Source organism: Streptomyces sp. cg36, assembly GCF_041080675.1.
GTDB lineage: Bacteria > Actinomycetota > Actinomycetes > Streptomycetales > Streptomycetaceae > Streptomyces.
Genome location: NZ_CP163520.1, coordinates 7,431,724 through 7,449,944, shown reverse-complemented (window position 1 = coordinate 7,449,944; position 18,221 = coordinate 7,431,724). Strand labels below are relative to the sequence as shown.

At 73.8% G+C, this 18,221-nt stretch carries 12 protein-coding genes; 6 read left to right on the top strand and 6 right to left on the bottom strand.

Annotated features, from left to right (window positions below):
- Nucleotides 1-35: 35 nt before the first annotated feature.
- Together AB5J87_RS32880 and AB5J87_RS32875 are read right to left on the bottom strand one after the other, a co-directional pair.
- Complete coding sequence (locus AB5J87_RS32880) at nucleotides 36-1,418, bottom strand: aldehyde dehydrogenase (protein WP_369382144.1); 1,383 nt, start codon at nucleotides 1,416-1,418, stop codon at nucleotides 36-38.
- 95 nt (nucleotides 1,419-1,513) lie between these two features.
- The gene (locus AB5J87_RS32875; protein ID WP_369383741.1) at nucleotides 1,514-2,419 is read right to left on the bottom strand and encodes a dihydrodipicolinate synthase family protein; all 906 of its coding nucleotides are present in this window, start codon (nucleotides 2,417-2,419) and stop codon (nucleotides 1,514-1,516) included.
- A gap of 307 nt (nucleotides 2,420-2,726) precedes the next feature.
- On the opposite strand from AB5J87_RS32875, the gene AB5J87_RS32870 reads away from it, so the two are divergent.
- From AB5J87_RS32870 to AB5J87_RS32850, 5 genes are read left to right on the top strand one after another with little or no spacing between them, the layout of a single operon-like run.
- On the top strand, nucleotides 2,727-4,478 hold the full coding sequence (locus AB5J87_RS32870) for an ABC transporter substrate-binding protein (RefSeq protein WP_369382142.1): 1,752 nt from the start codon (nucleotides 2,727-2,729) through the stop codon (nucleotides 4,476-4,478).
- Between the two features lie 14 nt (nucleotides 4,479-4,492).
- Entirely contained in the window at nucleotides 4,493-5,431 is a 939-nt protein-coding gene (locus AB5J87_RS32865) for an ABC transporter permease (RefSeq protein WP_369382141.1), read from the top strand.
- Nucleotides 5,431-6,417, top strand: a complete 987-nt coding sequence (locus tag AB5J87_RS32860; RefSeq protein ID WP_369382138.1) for an ABC transporter permease — start codon at nucleotides 5,431-5,433, stop codon at nucleotides 6,415-6,417. The genes AB5J87_RS32865 and AB5J87_RS32860 overlap by 1 nt, the downstream gene beginning before the upstream one ends.
- Nucleotides 6,417-7,487 carry an ABC transporter ATP-binding protein gene (locus tag AB5J87_RS32855; RefSeq protein WP_369382135.1) on the top strand — a complete coding sequence of 357 codons (1,071 nt, stop codon included), beginning with the start codon at nucleotides 6,417-6,419 and terminating at the stop codon, nucleotides 7,485-7,487. The genes AB5J87_RS32860 and AB5J87_RS32855 overlap by 1 nt, the downstream gene beginning before the upstream one ends.
- A complete protein-coding gene (locus AB5J87_RS32850; protein ID WP_369382133.1) occupies nucleotides 7,484-8,473 on the top strand; it encodes an ABC transporter ATP-binding protein in 990 nt (329 codons plus the stop codon). The genes AB5J87_RS32855 and AB5J87_RS32850 overlap by 4 nt, the downstream gene beginning before the upstream one ends.
- Before the next feature lie 99 nt (nucleotides 8,474-8,572).
- Here AB5J87_RS32850 and AB5J87_RS32845 read toward each other — a convergent pair whose 3' ends face one another.
- The 4 genes from AB5J87_RS32845 to pip all read right to left on the bottom strand — a co-directional run bounded on the left by AB5J87_RS32845 (nucleotide 8,573) and on the right by pip (nucleotide 17,444).
- A complete protein-coding gene (locus AB5J87_RS32845) occupies nucleotides 8,573-10,891 on the bottom strand; it encodes an MMPL family transporter (protein ID WP_369382130.1) in 2,319 nt (772 codons plus the stop codon).
- A 189-nt stretch (nucleotides 10,892-11,080) separates the two neighbouring features.
- Nucleotides 11,081-11,770, bottom strand: a complete 690-nt coding sequence (locus AB5J87_RS32840) for a GNAT family N-acetyltransferase (RefSeq protein WP_369382127.1) — start codon at nucleotides 11,768-11,770, stop codon at nucleotides 11,081-11,083.
- A gap of 239 nt (nucleotides 11,771-12,009) precedes the next feature.
- Nucleotides 12,010-16,368: a CHAT domain-containing protein gene (locus AB5J87_RS32835; RefSeq protein ID WP_369382124.1), complete on the bottom strand. Its 4,359-nt coding sequence runs from the start codon at nucleotides 16,366-16,368 to the stop codon at nucleotides 12,010-12,012.
- Between the two features lie 155 nt (nucleotides 16,369-16,523).
- The gene (pip, locus tag AB5J87_RS32830) at nucleotides 16,524-17,444 is read right to left on the bottom strand and encodes a prolyl aminopeptidase (RefSeq protein ID WP_369383740.1); all 921 of its coding nucleotides are present in this window, start codon (nucleotides 17,442-17,444) and stop codon (nucleotides 16,524-16,526) included.
- Between the two features lie 131 nt (nucleotides 17,445-17,575).
- On the opposite strand from pip, the gene AB5J87_RS32825 reads away from it, so the two are divergent.
- A complete protein-coding gene (locus tag AB5J87_RS32825; RefSeq protein WP_369382121.1) occupies nucleotides 17,576-18,136 on the top strand; it encodes a MarR family transcriptional regulator in 561 nt (186 codons plus the stop codon).
- Nucleotides 18,137-18,221 lie beyond the last annotated feature (85 nt).

The following is an 18,221-nucleotide window of genomic DNA, read 5'->3' as shown; positions in this document are numbered from 1 at the left end:
GCCTTCGCTCCGGAGGGGTCGGCGCCGGCGGACGGTCAGGCCGGGCGCGCGGGCGACAGGGTGTAGGTGCGGCTGGAGGTGTAGAACTCCAGGGCCGCCCGGCCCTGTTCGCGCGGGCCGTGGCTGGACGCCTTGGTGCCGCCGAACGGCAGGTGGAAGTCGACGCCGGTGGAGGGCGCGTTGACCCGGATCATCCCGGTGTCGAGGCCGTCGAGCCCGCCGAGGGCGGTGTCCAGGTCGGCGGTGTGGACCGAGGTGACCAGGCCGTACGGCACCGCGTTGGTGATCCGTACCGCCTCGGCGAGGTCGGCGGCGGGCAGCAGGGCGGCGACCGGGCCGAACACCTCCTGGCGCAGCAGCGCGTGGTCCGCGGGGACCTTCTCGACCAGGGTCGGGGCCGCGTACCAGCCCGGCCCCTCGGGGGCGGTGGCCTCGGCCAGCACCGGCAGTCCGCGGGACGCGGCGCGCACCGTCTCGCGGGCGCGTTCGCCGATGAGCGGGCCGCAGACGGTGTGCGCCGCGGCCGGATCGCCCACCGGCACGGCCCGCAGCGCCTCCGCGAGCGCCTCGCGCAGCGGGTCCAGGGCCGCGCCGACGGCGATCACCCGGCTGGTGGCGGTGCACTTCTGGCCCGCGTATCCGGCGACCGCGGCGGCGATGTGGGCCGCGGCCCCGGCGATGTCGGCGTCCGGCAGCACGATCGCGGCGTTGAGGCCGCCCATCTCGGCCTGAACGGGAACGCCCCGCTCGGCGGCGGCCCGTGCGACGGCCCGGCCCACGGCGGTCGACCCGGTGAACGAGACGACGTCGGCGGTGGCCACCAGCGCGTCGCCCTCGACGGCGCCGCCGGGCGTCACGGTGAACACCCCTTCGGGCAGGGCCAGTTGAATGATCTCGGCCAGCCGCTGGGCGCAGGCCGTCGCCTCCGGGGCGGGCTTGAGGACGACGGCGTTGCCCACGGCGAGCGCCGGTGCGGCCTTCCAGCTCGGAATGGCGAAGGGGAAGTTCCAGGGGGTGATGAGCCCGGCCACACCGTGCGGCCTGCGGCGGGTGAGCAGCAGGCCGGTCCCGGCGGCCGGTTCGTGGACGGCGCCCGCGGCCTCGTAGGGGGCCTGGGCGTAGTAGCGCCAGATCGCCGCCGTCCGCGCCACCTCCGCGCGGGCCTCCCCGACCGGTTTGCCCACCTCGCGCACGGCGAGCGCGGCCAGTTCGTCGGCGGCGGCCCCGACGGCGTCCGCGACCGCGCCGAGCGCGGCGGCCCGGGCGGCGGCCCCGCCGCCCAGCCAGCCGGGCTGGGCGGCGCGCGCGTCGGCCACGGTCCGGGCGGTGACGTCGGCCCCGGGGGCCGGAAGGTGGACCAGGACGTCGGCGGGGTCGGCGGGGTTGCGGGAGATGACGGTGGTGGTGTCAGCGGCCATGGCGGGTGCCTCCGGAAGGCGCGTAGGGGTCGAGAGGGGGCGGCCCGGGCGGGACCGCCCCGGCGGTGGGCCGGTGGCTCGGGTGCGGGCGGGAGTCAGCGGTGGCCGTCGGCGGCGGCCTTCTCCGTGGCCAGACGCACCCCCGCCTCGGTCGCGCCCGTCAGCGGCAGGCGCGGCGGACGGACCGGGCCGCCGCGCCTGCCGACGATGTCCATCGACGCCTTGATGGCCTGCACGAACTCGGTCTTGGAGTCCCAGCGCAGCAGCGAGTGCAGGGATTTGTAGAGCGGGCGGGCGGTGGCCAGGTCGCCCGCGACGGCGGCGTGGTAGAGCTCGGCGCACGAGGCGGGGAAGGCGTTGGGGTACCCCGCGACCCACCCGACCGCGCCGGCCAGGGCGAGTTCGAGGAGTACGTCGTCGGCGCCGATCAACAGGTCGAGTTCCGGGGCGAGTTCGGCGATCTCGTAGGCCCGGCGCACATCGCCGCTGAACTCCTTCACCGCGACGACGCCGCTCTCCTGGTGCAGCACGGCGAGCAGGCGCGGGGTGAGGTCCACCTTGGTGTCGATGGGGTTGTTGTACGCGACGACGGGGACACCGGCGCGGGCGACCTCGGCGTAGTGGGCGCGCACGGCCGCCTCGTCGGCGCGGTAGGCGTTGGGCGGCAGCAGCAGGACCGAGCCCGCGCCCGCCTCGGCGGCCTGCTCGGCCCAGCGGCGCGCCTCGCCGCTGCCGTACGCGGCGACGCCGGGCATCACCCGGGCGCCGTCACCGGCGGCCTCGACGGCCACTTGGACGACGCGGGCGCGCTCCTCGTCGCTGAGCGTCTGGTACTCGCCGAGGGAGCCGTTGGGCACGACGCCGTCGCACCCGCTCTCGATCAGCCAGCGGACGTGCTCGGCGTAGCCGTCGTAGTCGACGGACAGGTCGTCGCGCAGGGGGAGCGTGGTGGCGACCATGATGCCGCGCCAGGGCCGGGCGGGATTCCAGGTGGTGGTCATCTCGATGAACCTCTCGTCGTGGTGTGACATCGCATCGGTGGTCGCGGGGCGCCCCGCACCCTTTCCGGCGGCAGTAATATTTCACATTGCACTTACGCCGCCAAGGGTTCCCCGCGGAGATTCGGAGGATCCGGTTCGGACGCGGGGCCCGGGAGGCCGACGGCCGCCGGGCGCGGGCGACTCGGACACGAGTAGGTAAAGGTGCAGCCGATGGGTTGTCAGTGCAATTTCACATTACTATGTTACCGGTCACATTCCAGCCGCATCCGGCTGCCGGACTGCTCTCGCGCTCTCGGAGTGACCACTGATGAACAACCGCACCCTCACCGCCCTCGCCACCGCCCTGGTGACCTCACTCGCCCTCGGGGCGGTCGGCTGCTCCGACACCAAGCACTCCGCCGACGGCCGGGGCGCGGGCGGCAAGAACCCGGCGACCGCCAACGCGGGCACCGTCGTCGGCGGCACGCCCGAGCGGGGCGGCACCCTGACCGTCCTGTCCAACCAGGACTTCACCCACCTCGACCCCGCCCGCAACTGGGTCATGAACGACATGGACTTCGGCACCCGGCTGCTCTACCGCACCCTGGTCACCTACAAGGCGGCCCCCGGCACCGGCGGCAGCACGCTCGTCCCGGACCTCGCCACCGACCTCGGCACCTCCTCCAACGGCGCGAAGACCTGGACCTTCCGCCTCAAGCAGGGCGTCAAATACGAGGACGGCACCCCGGTGACCTCGGGGGACGTCAAGTACAACGTGGAGCGGTCCTTCTCCCCCGACCTGCCCGGCGGCGCCGACTACGCGGCCCGCTACCTGGCGGGCGCCGAGGGCTACCAGGGCCCGGCCCAGGGCAAGCACCTCGACTCGATCAAGACCCCCGACGACCACACGATCGTCTTCGAACTGCGCAAACCCTTCGCGGAGTTCCCCAACGCGACCGTGATGCCGACCTTCGCCCCGGTCCCGCAGAAGCGGGACAACGGGCCGCAGTACGACAACCGGCCGTTCTCCTCCGGCCCGTACAAGATCGACTCGTACCAGCGCGGCAAGAAGCTGGTGCTCGTGCGCAACGCGCACTGGGACGCCGCCACCGACCCGGTGCGCAAGGCGTACCCGGACAGGCTCGTGGTCACCATGGGGCTCAAGGCCAACCAGATCGACGACCGGCTGATCGCCTCCCAGGGCGCCGACGCCTCCGCCGTCTCCTGGGGTGCGCTGCGCCCGGAGAGCGCGGCCAAGGTCCTGCCGAGCGCCGAGATCCGCAAGCGGCTGATCGCCGAGTCCACCAACTGCACGGACATGGTCCAGATGCACACCGGGCGGGCCCCGTTCAACGACGTGAAGGTCCGTCAGGCCGTGGAGTACGCCCTCGACAAGGACTCGGTGCTCACCGCCTCCGGCGGCCCCGCCTTCAACGACCTCTCCACCGCGTACATGCCCGCCACCCTCTTCGACGGCAAGCAGCCCGACACCCTCGAGATCCCGGCCTCCGGCGACCCGGACAAGGCCCGCCAACTCCTCAAGGAGGCCGGCAAGAAGGACGGGTTCAGCACCCGGATGACCGTCTCCACCGGCGACAAGGGCCGCGCCGAGGCGATCCAGCAGGCGCTCGGCAAGGCCGGGATCAAGGTCACCATCGAGACCGTCGACCCGTCCGCGTTCTACGCGACGATCGGCGACACCAAGAACCGCACCGACCTCGTCTACACGGGCTGGTGCCCCGACTACCCCTCCGGCTCCACCTTCCTGCCGTTCGTCTTCGACGGCCGTTACATCAAGGAGAAGGGCAACTCCGGCAACCACTCGCTCTTCCGCGACGACGCGACCATGAAGCGGATGGACGAGATCTCCGCGCTGACCGACGCCAAGCAGGCCAACACCGCCTGGCAGCAGCTGGACGGCGAGATCCTCGCCAAGGCCCCGGCCGTGCCGGTCCTGGTGCGCCGCTGGCCGCTGGTGCTCGGCGACAACATCGCGGGCGCCTACGGCCAGACCTCGTTCGGCGGTCAGCTCGACTACGCGACCGTCGGCCTCAAGGACCCGTCGAAGAGCCAGGGCTGAGGGACCGTCCGACCATGACCACCACCCTCGCCGCCGCCCCGGCCCCGGCGCCCGCCGCGGGCCGCGGCCCCTGGCAGCTGGCCCGCGCGGAGCTGCGCCGCCGCCTCTCCGTCAAGATCTCCCTCGCCGTCGTCGTGCTCTTCGTCGTGATGGCCGCCGGCGCTCCCCTGCTCAGCAGGCTCGGCGGCTGGTCGCCCGACGAGTTCGACAAGACGGCCGTCGACCCCTATCTCGGCGGGAAGCCGCTGGGCGCCCTCGGCGGTGTCTCCGCCGACCACTGGCTGGGCGTCGAACCCGTCACCGGACGCGATCTGTTCGCCCGGACGGTGCACGGCGCCCAGGTCTCGCTCCTGATCGCCTTCACCGCGACCGCGATCGTGGTGGTCGCGGGCACCGCGGCCGGAGTCGCGGCCGGCTACTTCGGCGGGCGCACCGACGCCGTGCTCAGCAGGCTGATGGACCTCACCATGTCCTTCCCCTCCCTCATCTTCATGATCGCGATGATGTCGGTGGCCAAGGACGTCAACCGGATCCTGCTCATGACCGCCGTGATCGGCCTGTTCGGCTGGCCCGGCATCGCCCGGATCGTGCGCGGCCAGACGCTCTCGCTCAAGCACCGCGAATACGTGGACGCGGCCCGCGTCAACGGCGCGGGCCCCTGGCGGATCCTCACCCGGGACATCCTGCCGGGCGTCGCCGGGCCCGTCATCGCGTACACCACCCTGATCGTCCCCGGCATGATCGCCACCGAGGCGGCCCTGAGCTACCTCGGGGTGGGAGTGCGTCCGCCCACGCCGTCCTGGGGCCAGATGATCGCCGAGAGCGTCGCCTTCTACGACACCGACCCCATGTACTTCATCGTCCCGAGCACCTGCCTCTTCCTCACCGTCCTCGCCTTCACCCTGCTCGGCGACGCGCTGCGGGACATCCTCGACCCGAGGGGAAGCCGCTGATGACCCTCTACATCGGGCGCAGACTGCTCGGCGTGACCGGCGTCCTGATCGCGATCGCCGCCGTCACCTTCACCATCTTCTACGTACTGCCCTCCGACCCGGCCGCCGCGGCCTGCGGCAAGTCGTGCAGCGTCGAACGACTGGCGGCGATCCGCGCCCACATGGGCCTGGACCAGCCGGTCTGGAAGCAGTTCTGGGACTTCGTCTGCGGCATCTTCACCGGCCGCACCATGGGCACCGGCCAGTACGCGCTGCACTGCGACTTCCCCTGCCTCGGCTACTCGTACGAGAACAGCGAGTCGGTGTGGGGCCTGCTGATGGACCGCCTCCCCGTCTCCGCCTCGCTCGCGCTCGGCTCGGCGGTGCTGTGGCTGGTGCTCGGGCTGTCCGCCGGGGTCACGGCCGCACTGCGCAAGGACACCCTCACCGACCGGGTCCTGATGGTCGGCGCGGTCGCCGCCGCCTCCCTGCCCGTCTATTTCACCTCGATGATGCTGATCTACGGTCTGATCCGCACGGCCGGGCTGCTGCCCTATCCGCAGTACGTGCCGTTCGGCTCGGACCCGGTCCACTGGGCCTCCAACCTGCTGCTGCCCTGGCTCGCGCTGGCGATCCTGTACGCGGCCATGTACGCCCGCCAGAGCCGCAGTTCGATGATCGAGACCATGGCGGAGCCGTACATCCGCACCGCCCGCGCCAAGGGGCTGCCCCGCCGTACGGTCGTCGTCAAGCACGGGCTGCGGGCGGGCATGACCCCCATCCTGACCCTTTTCGGCATGGACCTCGGCGGGCTGCTCGCGGGCGCCGTGATCACCGAGTCCATCTTCGGACTGCCGGGCATCGGGCGGCTCTTCTACGGGGCGCTGTCCACCGGCGACCAGCCGGTCATCCTCGGCGTCACCCTCCTCGCCGCCACCTTCATCGTCGTCGCCAACCTGGCGGTCGACCTGCTCTACGCCGTCGTCGATCCGCGAGTGAGGTACTGATGGACGCGCCCCACCCCGCCACCCCGGCCCGGCAGCGCCCGGTCGCGGCGACCGGCGTACACGAGGACCCGCTGGTGGAACCCCTGCTCTCGGTGCGGGACCTCAGCGTCACCTTCCCGACCAAGCACGGGCCCGTACGGGCCGTCGACTCGCTCGACTTCGACGTCCACCGGGGCCGCACGCTGGGCATCGTCGGCGAGTCCGGCTCCGGCAAGTCCGTCACCTCGCTCGCCGTCCTGGGTCTGCACACCAGCGCCGAGGTCACCGGCTCGATCGCCCTCGACGGCCACGAGCTGATCGGGCTGGGCGAACGCGAGCTCAACCGGCTGCGCGGGCGCCGGATGGCCATGATCTTCCAGGATCCGCTCTCCAGCCTCCACCCCTACTACACGGTGGGCGAGCAGATCGCCGAACACCACCGGGTCCACTTCCGCTCCCGGCGCTCGGCGGCCCGCCGGCGCGCCGTGGAGATGCTCGCCGAGGTGGGCATCTCGGAGCCGCGGCGGCGGGCGGGCGAATACCCGCACCAGTTCTCCGGCGGCATGCGCCAGCGCGTGATGATCGCGATGGCGCTGGCCTGCGAGCCCGAACTGCTCGTCGCCGACGAGCCGACCACCGCGCTCGACGTCACCGTCCAGGCGCAGATCCTGGACCTCGTCGCCCGGCTGCAACAGGAACGGGGACTGGCGGTCGTCATGATCACCCATGACCTCGGGGTGGTGGCCCGGGTCGCCCACGACGTCCTGGTGATGTACGGCGGCCGGGCCGTCGAACAGGCCCAGGTGGACACCCTGTTCGCGACCCCGGCCCACCCCTACACGCGCGGCCTGCTCGACTCGCTGCCCCGGCTCGACGACGCCGACGACGAGCCGCTGCGGGCCATCCCCGGCAGCCCGCCGTCCCTGCTCACCCCGGCTCCCGGGTGTGCGTTCGCCCCCCGCTGCGCCCGCTCCGGCGCGGCTCCGGCGGGCGACCGCATGCGCTGCGAGACCCAACTGCCCCTGCTCACCGGCCCCGTCGGCCGCGCGGTCGCCTGCCACTTCCCCACCGTCGAAGGCACTCCCTCATGAACCGGACGACCACACCGCCCCAACCACTGCTGTCCGTAAGGCACATGACCAAGGTGTATCCGGCCCGGCGCCGGGGCGCCGCACCCGTCCGCGCGGTCGACGGCGTCAGCTTCGACGTCGCACCCGGTGAGACGCTCGGCCTCGTCGGGGAGTCCGGCTGCGGCAAGTCCACCACGGGCCGCACCATCGTGCGCCTCCTGGAACCCTCCGGCGGAACCGTCTCCTACGACGGCCGGGACATCAGCCACCTCCCGCAGCGCGAACTCAAACCCCTGCGCCGCGAGATACAGATGGTCTTCCAGGACCCGCACTCCTCGCTCAACCCCCGCCAGACCGTCGCCCGGATCATCTCCGACCCCCTGCTGGTGCAGGGCACGTCGGCGGCCGACGCGCGGCGCCGGGCCGCCGAGCTGATGGAGCTGGTCGGGCTCATCCCCGAACACATAGACCGCTACCCGCACGAGTTCTCCGGCGGGCAGGCGCAGCGCATCGGCATCGCCCGCGCCCTGGCCACCGGCCCCCGCCTGGTCATCGCCGACGAACCGGTATCCGCGCTCGACGTCTCCGTCCAGGCCCAGATCGTCAACCTCATGGAACGCCTCCAGCGCGAACTGGGCCTCGCCTACCTCTTCATCGCCCACGACCTGTCGGTGGTCAAACGCGTCTGCGACCGCGTCGCCGTCATGTACCTGGGCCGGATCGTCGAGATCGGCCCGAAGGAACGGGTGTACGCGGCCCCCGCCCACCCCTACACCCGCGCCCTGCTCTCCGCGGTCCCCCTGCCCGACCCGACGGCCGAGCGGGCCCGCGAACGCATCACGCTCCTGGGCGACCCCCCGAGCCCCGCCGCACCCCCACCGGGCTGCACCTTCCACCCCCGCTGCCCCAAGGCCCAGCCGATCTGCCGCACGGAACAACCACTGCTGCGCATCACCACCCCACGCGAACCCCACGAGACGGCCTGCCACTTCCCGGAGGCGGCGTAACTCGTCCGGCGCGTCAACCTGCCCGTGTGCGGGACGGGAGCACCCACGTGCCCCGCCCCGCGCACGGGCACTGGCGGTCCTCCGGCTCCTCGCCGCGGCTCACGCCCGGCCTTCCCCAGTCCCCGGTCCCGCCGTCCCCTCGCCCTCCGCGTCCACGTGCGGCAGCAGGCGGTCCAGCCAGCCCGGGGTCCGCCAGGCCGATGTGCCCAGCAGGGTCATCACCGCGGGGACCAGGAGGAGGCGGACCACGGTGGCGTCGATCAGCACGCTCACAGCCAGGCCCACCGCCAGCATCTTCACCACGATGTTGTCGCTGACGATGAACGCCGCGAAGACGCTGACCATGATGAGCGCGGCGCACGTGATGACGCGTGCGGTGATCTCCAGGGCGTGGGCGACGCTCTGGCGCGCGTCCGAGGTGCGCAGCCACGCCTCGTGGATGCGGGAGAGCAGGAAGATCTCGTAGTCCATGCTCAGGCCGAAGACGATGGCGAACATCATCATCGGCACATAGCTCTCGATGGGCACCTTTCCCGCCACGCCCAGCGCGGGGCCGCCCCAGCCCCACTGGAACACGGCGACGACCACACCGTAGGAAGCGCCGATGGACAGGACGTTGAGGGCCGCCGCCTTCAGGGCCACCACCACGCCCCGGAACACCACCAGGATGATGAGGAAGGCCAGCGCCACCACGGTCGCGATGATCAGCGGCAGGCGTGCGGAGAGGATGTCGACGAAGTCGACCTGCGCGGCGGTCGTGCCGGTGACGTAGCCGTGGGCCGCCGTGCCGGCGACGACGGCGGGCAGGGTGTCGTTCTTGAGTCGGTTGACCAGCGACGTCGTCGAGGCGTCCTGGGGCGCGCCCGCCGGGACGACGGTGGCGACGAGTACGTCGCCGTCGGACGTCGGCCGCAGCGGCGTCGCGCTCGCCGCGCCGGGCGGATCCGACAGGGCCTGCGCGGCCTTCGTGGCGAGCGCGGACCGGTCGGCGGCCGGGACGTGGCTCTGGTCGATGACGACGGTGAGCGGGCCGTTGGCCCCGGCCCCGAAGGCCCGCGCGGTGAGGTCGTAGGCGCGGCGGTCGGTGAAGCTCTCGGGGTCGGCGCCGTCGCCGATGTGGCCGAGGCGGATGAAGAGCAGCGGAACGGCGAGGACGGCCACCGCGACGACACCGGCGGTCAGGAACCACCACGGCCGGTGCTCGACCCGTCGCGCGTACCGGTGCCAGAACCCGGGCTCGCGGCCTCCGCCACGGACCTCCTCGCCCTGCCCGGCCGCCGCCCCGTCGTCCCCTTCCGCCACCGGGGTCCGCACCCGCAGCGCGTCGATCCGCGTACCGATGAGCCCGAGCAGCGCCGGGACGAGCGTGAGCGCGCCCAGCACCGCGGAGACCACCGTGACCGCCGCCGCCACACCCAGCTTGCCGATGAACGACACACCGCACACCCACAGTCCGAGCAGCGCGACGATGACCGTGCAGCCGGACACGACGACCGCCCGGCCGCTGGTGGCCACGGCGCGGGCCGCGCTGTCGGCCGGGTGCATGCCGTCCATGATCTGCTGCCGGTGGCGGGTGATGAGGAACAGGGCGTAGTCGATGCCCACGCCGAGGCCGATCATCGTGGCCAGCGTCGGCGAGACGGTGGCGAAGGTGAACGCGGCGGCCAGCAGCGCCAGCGCGCCGAGGCCGAGGACCACCCCGATCAGCGCCGTCACGAGCGGCAGCAGGGCGCCCAGGAGGCTGCCGAAGCCGATCAGCAGGACCACGACGGCCACCCCGAAGCCGATCAGCTCGCTCGTGCGGTCGTTCGGCGCGGGCCGGGCGAGTTCGCCCAGCGGCCCGCCGTACTCCACCTGCGCCCCGGCCGCCCGCACCGGTGCCACGGCCCGGTCGACGCCGTCGAGGTAGGAGTCGCCGAGGGTGGCGGGCGGGACGTCGAACCGTACGGTGATGTAGGCCGTCCTGCCGTCACTGGAGAGCGGTCCGGTGTTCGGCCCGCTCGACGGGGGCGGCGGTGTGCCCGGCGCCGGCAGCGGGTTCTGCACGGCCAGGACGTGCGGGAGCGCCTTGAGCGCGCCGACCGCCTGGCCCACCTGGTCGCCCAGTTCCGTCAGGGGCCGGGAGGCGTCGTACAGCACCACTTGGCCGCTGTAGCCGCCCGCCGCCGGGTCATGGGCCCGCAGCACGTCGACGCCGTCCTGGGACTGGCTGGACGGGATGGAGAAGTCGTCGGAGTACTCGCCGCCGAAGGCCCGCTCCAAACCCAGCACACCGCCGAGGCCGAGCAGCCACACCACGATGACCACGACGAAGTGCCGGGCACACCAGTGGCCCAGGCGCCCGAGCCACCCTTTGGGGGGTGGGGCGGAGCGGTGCGGTTCGCCGTTCGACGGCGGGCTGGTCTGCGAGGGAGGCACCCGTCCATCCCAAACCGGGGCTTCGGCGACGGCATCCGCTGTGGGCGGAAAGGGTGAATTCCCCCGGGTGGGGGTTGGGGCGGCGTGCGGCTCTCCACCGCCGTCGGCGCGGCCTGACCCGCGCCGCCGATCGCCTCCTCCCCGCCGTCCGGTTGGTGGCGGGGAGGCTGGGCGGCCTTGCACGGCGGGTCAGGCCGGGACGAGCGGGCGCGGGTGGGCGCTCCTCGCGTGCGGCCGGGCCGCCGTCCGCTGTTCCAGGAGGTCCCGCACCCGGGGCCACTCCTCGTCGAGGATCGAGTAGAACGCGGTCCCCCGGACCATGCCGTCCAGGCCGCGCGAGTGGGCGCGGTGGACGCCGTCGAGGGTGGCGCCGAGACGCTCGATCGCCGCGCGCGAGCGCAGGTTGCGGGCGTCGGCGCGCAGCGACACCCGGCGCACGCCCCAGGTCTCGAAGGCGTGCCGCAGCATCAGCAGTTTCGCCTCGGTGTTGATGCCGGTGCCCTGGGCGCGGGCGGACAGCCAGGTGCCGCCGATCTCCGCCGCGTCGGGAACGGCGGTGAGCACCGGGCCGAGGGGGCCGCGGGGGGCCGGGGGCCAGGGCACCGGCCCCTCCCAGTAGTCCAGTTCGCAGAAGCGGGTGGAGCCGACGACCGTGCCGTCCGCACTCCGCACCGTGGCGAACGGCACCGCGCGTCCGGCCGCGCGGGCCGCCAGCGCGTCGGCGACATACCGCTCGGTCGCCGCGAGCCCGCTGGGAACGGGCGTGAAACCATAGCTGTCGCGGTCCTCGGCGGCAGCCGCGGCCAGGCCCTCGACGTGGTGTTCGCCGAGCGGCTCCAGCCGCAGGGTGCGGCCGCGCAGGGTGACGGGTTCGGGCACGGTGCCTTGCATCCTTGAGCGAAGGGGTGGGGGGTGTGACGGCCCCGGCGGCCCACGATCAGCCTGATCGTCTGCGCGACGGGTGTGCGCCAGTGTGCGCCCCGGAGGTCGGCGCGCGGGCGGCCGGTGTATGAAGGTAAGCCGACGCCGAGGTGAAAGCAAGGGTCCGGAACAACCTTGATCATCCGTGTCCCGGAGCCCCGGAACACCGCTGCGCGCACACCCCGCCCGGCCCCCTCCTACGCGCCGGAGTGCAGGTGGGCCGCCCATACGTCGGGGCGGTCGGGCACCAGGTCGCGCAGCTGCCGGACTGCGTGGTGCAGGGCCCGTGCCGCCCGGTCCGGGTCCGGTCCCGCCGGGCCGTCGAGGGCCGCGTAGAAGAGCTGGGCGAGATCCGCCGCGGAGCGGTCGTAGACGGGCCAGAGCGTCGCGATGACGCTGCGGAACCCGGCGAGGTGGAAGGCCGTCGCCAGGTTGACGAACTCGTCGCCGAGGACGGGTGCTCCGGTGGTCGCCGTGCTGCACGCCGACAGATAGGCCAACCGGGCGCCGTCCAGGTCGAGTTCGGCCAGGCTCGCCACGGTGAGGGGCGCGTCCTCCAGCAGCAGGGCGCTGCGGGAGGGGTCGGCCGGGTCGCTCACGGCGTGGCAGGCGAAGTGCGCCAGGGAGCAGTCGGCGAGCGCGCCAAGCACGGCCTCGCGTACGGCCGCCGCCGGTTCCTCGGCCCGCCCCTCCACCGGTCCCGCCGCCGTGAGGACCCGGGCGCGCGGCAGGTGCGCGCGCACGCTCGACTCCTCCTCCGCGGTGTACGGCAGCGGGCTCGCGCCGGGCGTCAGCGGCATCGCCACGACCAGCCCGCGCCCGGACGGGTCCGGCGGCAGGGGCCGCCGTGCGTGGCGCAGGGCGCGCAGGGTGGGGGTGTACGAGGAGACCACCCGGTCCATGACCGTCCGCCCGGCGCCGGGGCCCGGGTGCCGGTGGTGTCCGGCGGCGTGCAGCGGGAGCAGCCCCAGCAGTCCGCCGGGGCTCCACCACACCCGGGGCGGGGCTTGCCCGGGCGGTGGGGGCGCGGTCAGACCGAGCTCGTTCAGGACCGGTTCGCCAGCCGCGTCCCACAGCCACTCCAAGGTGGCGTTGAGGAAGCCCACCCCGCGTTCGCGCCGGTCGGGCGAGGTGCTGGTCGCGGCCCGGCGGGCCGCCGCGAACCCGGCCGCCCTGCGCCGCACCGCGTCCCGGTCCAGGGCGGGCAGCGGCAGCGCGCCCACGCCGTCGGGGCGGACCAGGAGGGCGTGGCTGCCGTGGCCGCTCACCGCGATCACCACGACCGGGCCGTGTTCCGCCTGGGCGAGGAGCTCGGGCAGGAGCGGCGGCAACAGGAAGCGGCCGAAGCCGGATCGGGCACGGATCCGCTCCAGCACGGCGGTGAACTCGGCGGCCAGGTCGCGCCGCGCCTCGGTGGCGGGCTGCCACGGTTCGGCCGGGGCCCAGCCGCCGGGCGCGTCCCCGGACGCGGAGTTGAGCCGCCGCCGCACGGTGAGGAAGTCGGCCGCCAGGTCGGGGTGTTGGTGGCGCAGTTCGGTGATGTCGCCGCGGGTGTCCAGGGCCTGACCGAGCATCAGGCCACGCCCCGACTCCAGCAGCCGCAGGGCGCGCGCCGCCGCTTGCTCGGGCGGACCGGGCTCCGCTCGCGCGGGACCGACGTCGGGACCGCCCTCGGATACGAGCGCGAGTGCGGCGGCGTCGGCCGCCAGCTCGAAGCACGTCCCCAGCAGGCTCTGCTGATCGCCCCGGGCCAGCATGCGCGGGGTCAGCGCGGGCAGCAGGTCCACGGCGGCGGCGAGAAGCCCTGCGGCCTCGTACGGCCTTTCCCCGGCCAGCAGTTGGGCGGCGGCCCGTGCTGCCGTGATCCGTCGGCGGGGCGGCGCCCCGGTCAGCGCGAACGCCTCGGCGAACGCGTCGGACGCCCCCTGCCGTGACCGCCGTGCCGCCGGGTCCCGCTCCTCCTCACGGGATCCGGCCGCGACTGGGCCCGCCGCCAAGCTCCTGGCGGCCAGGATCTGCCCCAGGTTCATCAGGGGGTAGGTGCGCGCGGCGGCGCCGGGCGGCACCAGCTCCAGGACCTCCTGGAAGACCTGTGCGGCTTCGTCGAGCGCGGCGCCTCCGTCCGCCGCCTCCTCCTCGCCAAAGTCGCGCCCCGCGGCTTCGTCGGCCGGGGCGTCCGGCGCCGACCGCGCCATCAGCGCGTAGCCGAGGTTGTTGAGGTGCTGGGCGCGGGCGGGAGAACCGGCGGCCGTCGCCTCCACCGCGCGACGGCCGACGGCGATCGCCTCGGCGAGATCGGCCGGGTCGGCCCCGAGGGCGAAGCGGGTGCGCAGCGCGAGCGCGAGGTTGGAGAGCGTGCCCGGCAGCCGCACGGCACCGGCCGAGGTGAGGGCCACCGCACGGCGACCGCAGGCGACGGCCTCGTCCAGCTCGTCCGCCGATCGGGTGCGGTAGTGGCGGGTGAGCAGCGCGTACCCCTCGTTGTTGAGCAGATCGGCCAGCCCCGGATGGCCGGGGTCCAGCCGTCGGCTCGCGCCCCGGATGGCCGCGAGGCACGCGTCGATGTCTTCGAGCGCGCCGGTGTGCTCGTACCGGGTGAGGAGGGCCAGGGAATGGTTGGCGAGGAGCGTGACCCAGTCGGGCCGGTCCCGCGGCATTCCGGCGAGGGCCTCACGGCCCAGTTCGACGGCCGCGTCCAGGTCGGCCGGTGATCCCCCGGCGGCGAAGCGCCGGACCAGGCAGAGCGCGAGCTGCTCCTGGGACCGGGCCCGCAGACGCCGGTCCCGCGCGGAGTCCAGCGCCGCCCGGGCCGCCTCGACGGCCTGCGCGATGTCCGCCGCGTCGCCGGTGCGCACGAACCGCGTACGCAGCAGAGTGCTGAGGTTGCACAGGCCCATGGTGGCGGGCCGGGCTCCGGGGGCGCGCGTCAGCTCACGGCCGAGGGCGATCGCCCGGTCGAGGTCCGCGAGGTCGCTGTCGCGCCGGTAGCGCTGGGCGAGCCCGCCGCTGACGGCGTTCAGGGCGGCGTCCCGGTCACGGTGGCCCGGGGGCGCGCAGGCCAGTGCTTCCTCGCCGAGCGCGAGGGCCTCGTCCAGGTCGGCCGGGACGCCGGAGTTCTCGTGGGCGAGGATCAGGGTCAGCGCGTTGTTGCTCAAGTGGCGTGCCCGGTCCGCGTGTTCGGGCGCGAGCGCGCGGGCACTGGACACACCGAGCGCCCGTGAACGGTCCAGGGCCGCGCGGTCGGCGGTTCTGCCGAAGACGGTGTGCCAGATGCCGGCCGCGGCGAGCCGGGCTTCCAGATCGTCGTCGGCCGCCACGGTGACGGTGCGGCGGGCCAGCTCGGCGGCCTCGTCCAACGCGTGTGTGTCACCGGCGAGTTCGGCGTATTCGCTCAGCCGCTCGCCGAGCACGCCCAGGTCCCGGGCGAACGAGGGATCGTACACCTCGGAGGGCGGATCCGGGTCGATGGCGTCGGCCGCGTCAGCCGCGTCGGTCACTTCGGTCACCGGAGCACCTTCAGCCGCGCCCTTCGCCGGAGCTCCTTCAGTCACGTGGTCCGCCCGTGCGGCATCGGACAGGTGGTCCGCCCGTACGGCATCGGTCGCGGCGCTCGCCCGTGCGGCACCAACCACATCAGCCGTCCGAGCAGCATCAGCCAGGTCGCTCGCCCGTGCCGCACCCGTCACGTCGCCCGCGCGCGCCACATCAGTCGTTTCGATCAGCCGTCGTGACCAACTGATCGACTCTTCGAGATCGGAGACAGCGCCCGCACTGCGGAAACGCCGGTACAGGACGGTCGACGCGAGGCGCACCCGGTCCGGGTGCGCGCCGATGCCGGGCCCGCCGGCCCGTGCGCCGTCCACCGCCGCCCGCACCGCTTCGTCCAGGTGCTCGGCCTTGCCCGAGTCCTCGTACCAGGACCACCAGGAGCTCGCCACGATGCCCAGGGCGTCCGGGAGCCGGGGGTCGTCGGCCGCCAGGCGCGTCGCGGCCTCGCGGGACACCACCACGGCCTTCTCCAGATAGTGCGCACCGGCGCCCCGCTCACCCAACAGCCGCATGGCCACGCTGAGATTGGCGAGCGCGCCGATGCCCGCGGCGTCCTGCGGCCCGATGCACGAGACGATCCGCATCCAGGCCCACAGGGCGCGCCCGGCGCTCTCCACCGTCCCGTCCTCGCCCGCCTCACGCAGCATCCTCATCGCCGGAGTGACGGCCACGCCCGCCAGCTCCGGGAGGAGTTCGGCGGGCATCGCCTCGGCCGGTACCGCCCCCTCCCCCACCAGGAACGGCGGAAGCAGGAACCACAGCGCCCTCATCCGGTGGGCGGTGGCCGCCTCGCCGTGCGCGGCGCGCGAGCGATGCAGGGCGACCCACCCGAGGGCGAGCGAACGGTCGAGCGTGAGTCGTTCGCTCAACTCCCTTTCGAGACGCTCGACATCGGCGGCCACCTCGGGCGCGAACAGTCGCGCCGGATCACCGCTCGCGTCGACCGCCGCCAGATGCCGACGCACTACGGCGAGCGCCCGCGACTCACCCCGCTCATGCTCCCCCACGCAGCCGCCCCTCCGCTGCCCGACCCCCGCTCACCCAGCCCTCATTGTCCGTGCGCGGGCGGTCCGCACACGGCGGCGGGCGGGAAATGGTCCTTTGTGCGTAGGCCGGGGGCCGGGCCGTCGGAGCGCGTCCGGTCCGGGCGCGCGCCCGGCGCTCACCCCACGGCCGCGAACCGGTCGAGGGCCGCGAGCAGGTGCCCCTGGGTCTCCGTCCCGCCCAGATGCCCCGCTCCCTCCACGACGATCAGCTCCGCGTCGGGCCAGGCGCGCGCGAGTTCCCAGGCGGTGTCGAGGGGGCCGCTCATGTCGAGCCGCCCGTGGACGAGGACGCCCGGGATGCCCGCGAGCCGGTGGGCGTCGCGCAGCAGCGCGCCTTCCTCCAGCCAGGCCCCGTGGGAGAAGTAGTGGGCGCAGATGCGCACCAGGGCGAGCCGGGCGGCCGGGGGCCGACCGCCGAACGGCCGTGGGGCGACTTCCGTCTCGCCGGACAGCACCGCGTCCTCCCAGGCGCACCAGTCCGCCGTGGCCTGCTCCCGGACGGCGGCGTCGGGGTGCTCCGTCAACCGCGCGTACGCTCCCACGACATCGCCGTCGCGGGGTGTGCCTGGGGCACCGGCGAGGAAGCGTTCCCACTCCCGCGGGAAGAAGCGGCCCACTCCCCGGTAGAGCCAGTCGATCTCCGAGCGCCGGGTGGTAGTGACACTGGCGACGACGATCTCCGTCACCCGCTCCGGGTGCTGTTCGGCGTAGGCCAGCAGCAGTGTGGAGCCCCACGAGCCGCCGTACAGCAGCCACCGCTCGATCCCCAGGTGCTCGCGCAGGCGTTCCATGTCGGCGATCAGATGGCCGGTGGTGTTGTGCCGCATGTCGGTCGCGGGGTCGCTCGCGTGCGGGGTGCTCCGGCCGCAGCCGCGCTGGTCGAAGAGGACCACGCGGTACCGCGTCGGATCGAAGTGCTCCCGCGCCCGGGGGCCGCACCCCGACCCGGGGCCGCCGTGCACGACCAGCGCGGGTTTCCCCCGCGGGTTGCCGCACACCTCCCAGTGCACGAGGTTGCCGTCGCCGACGTCGAGCATGCCGTGGTCGTAGGGCTCGATCGGGGGATGGAGCTCGCTCAAGGCCGAAGTCTCCTCACGGGGATGGCCGGGTCCGGGACCCAGGGAATGAGATCTAACAGCACTGTCACAGTGCTGTTAGATTAATCCATGTGACTCGCAAGCACAGCAACCCCGCCGCCGACTCCCCCACGGGACCCGGTCCCGAGCTGCTCGGGACGCGGCTGCGCCTCCTCCTGGAGCTCCTGGACGGAGACGTCGCCGCCGTCTACCGGGATCTCGGCCTGACCGGCTTCCGCCCCCGCTTCGCGCCGGTCGTACGCGCCCTCGTGGCGGACGGCCCGAGCTCCATCCGCGAGCTGGCCGCCGTCACCGGGGTCACCCACTCGGCGGCGAGCCAGACCGTCGCCCAGATGGCCAAGGAGGGCCTCGTCGCGCTCGGCGGCGGGCAGGACCAACGCCGGCGGATCGTCCGTCTCACGATGAAGGCCGAGGCACTCGTGCCGACGCTGGACGCGGAGTGGGCCGCGACCACGGCCGCGTCCACGGAGTTCGAGGCGGAGCTGTCGTTCCCGCTGAGCCGGCTGCTCGACGAGGCGTTCGCCGCCCTGCGGCAGCGGCCGATGCGGCAGCGGATCGCCGAGGCCGCGCCCGGCCTGGTGGATCCCGACCGCGCCGCCTCCGCCGCGCGCCGGCCCGGCGGACGGACGTGACATCGCCCGCCGTCACGCTTTCACCCCCCTGCGGGCGTGGCACGCCACGGCCGCAGGGGCGATGTGCGACCGTCGTCGCTGTCGA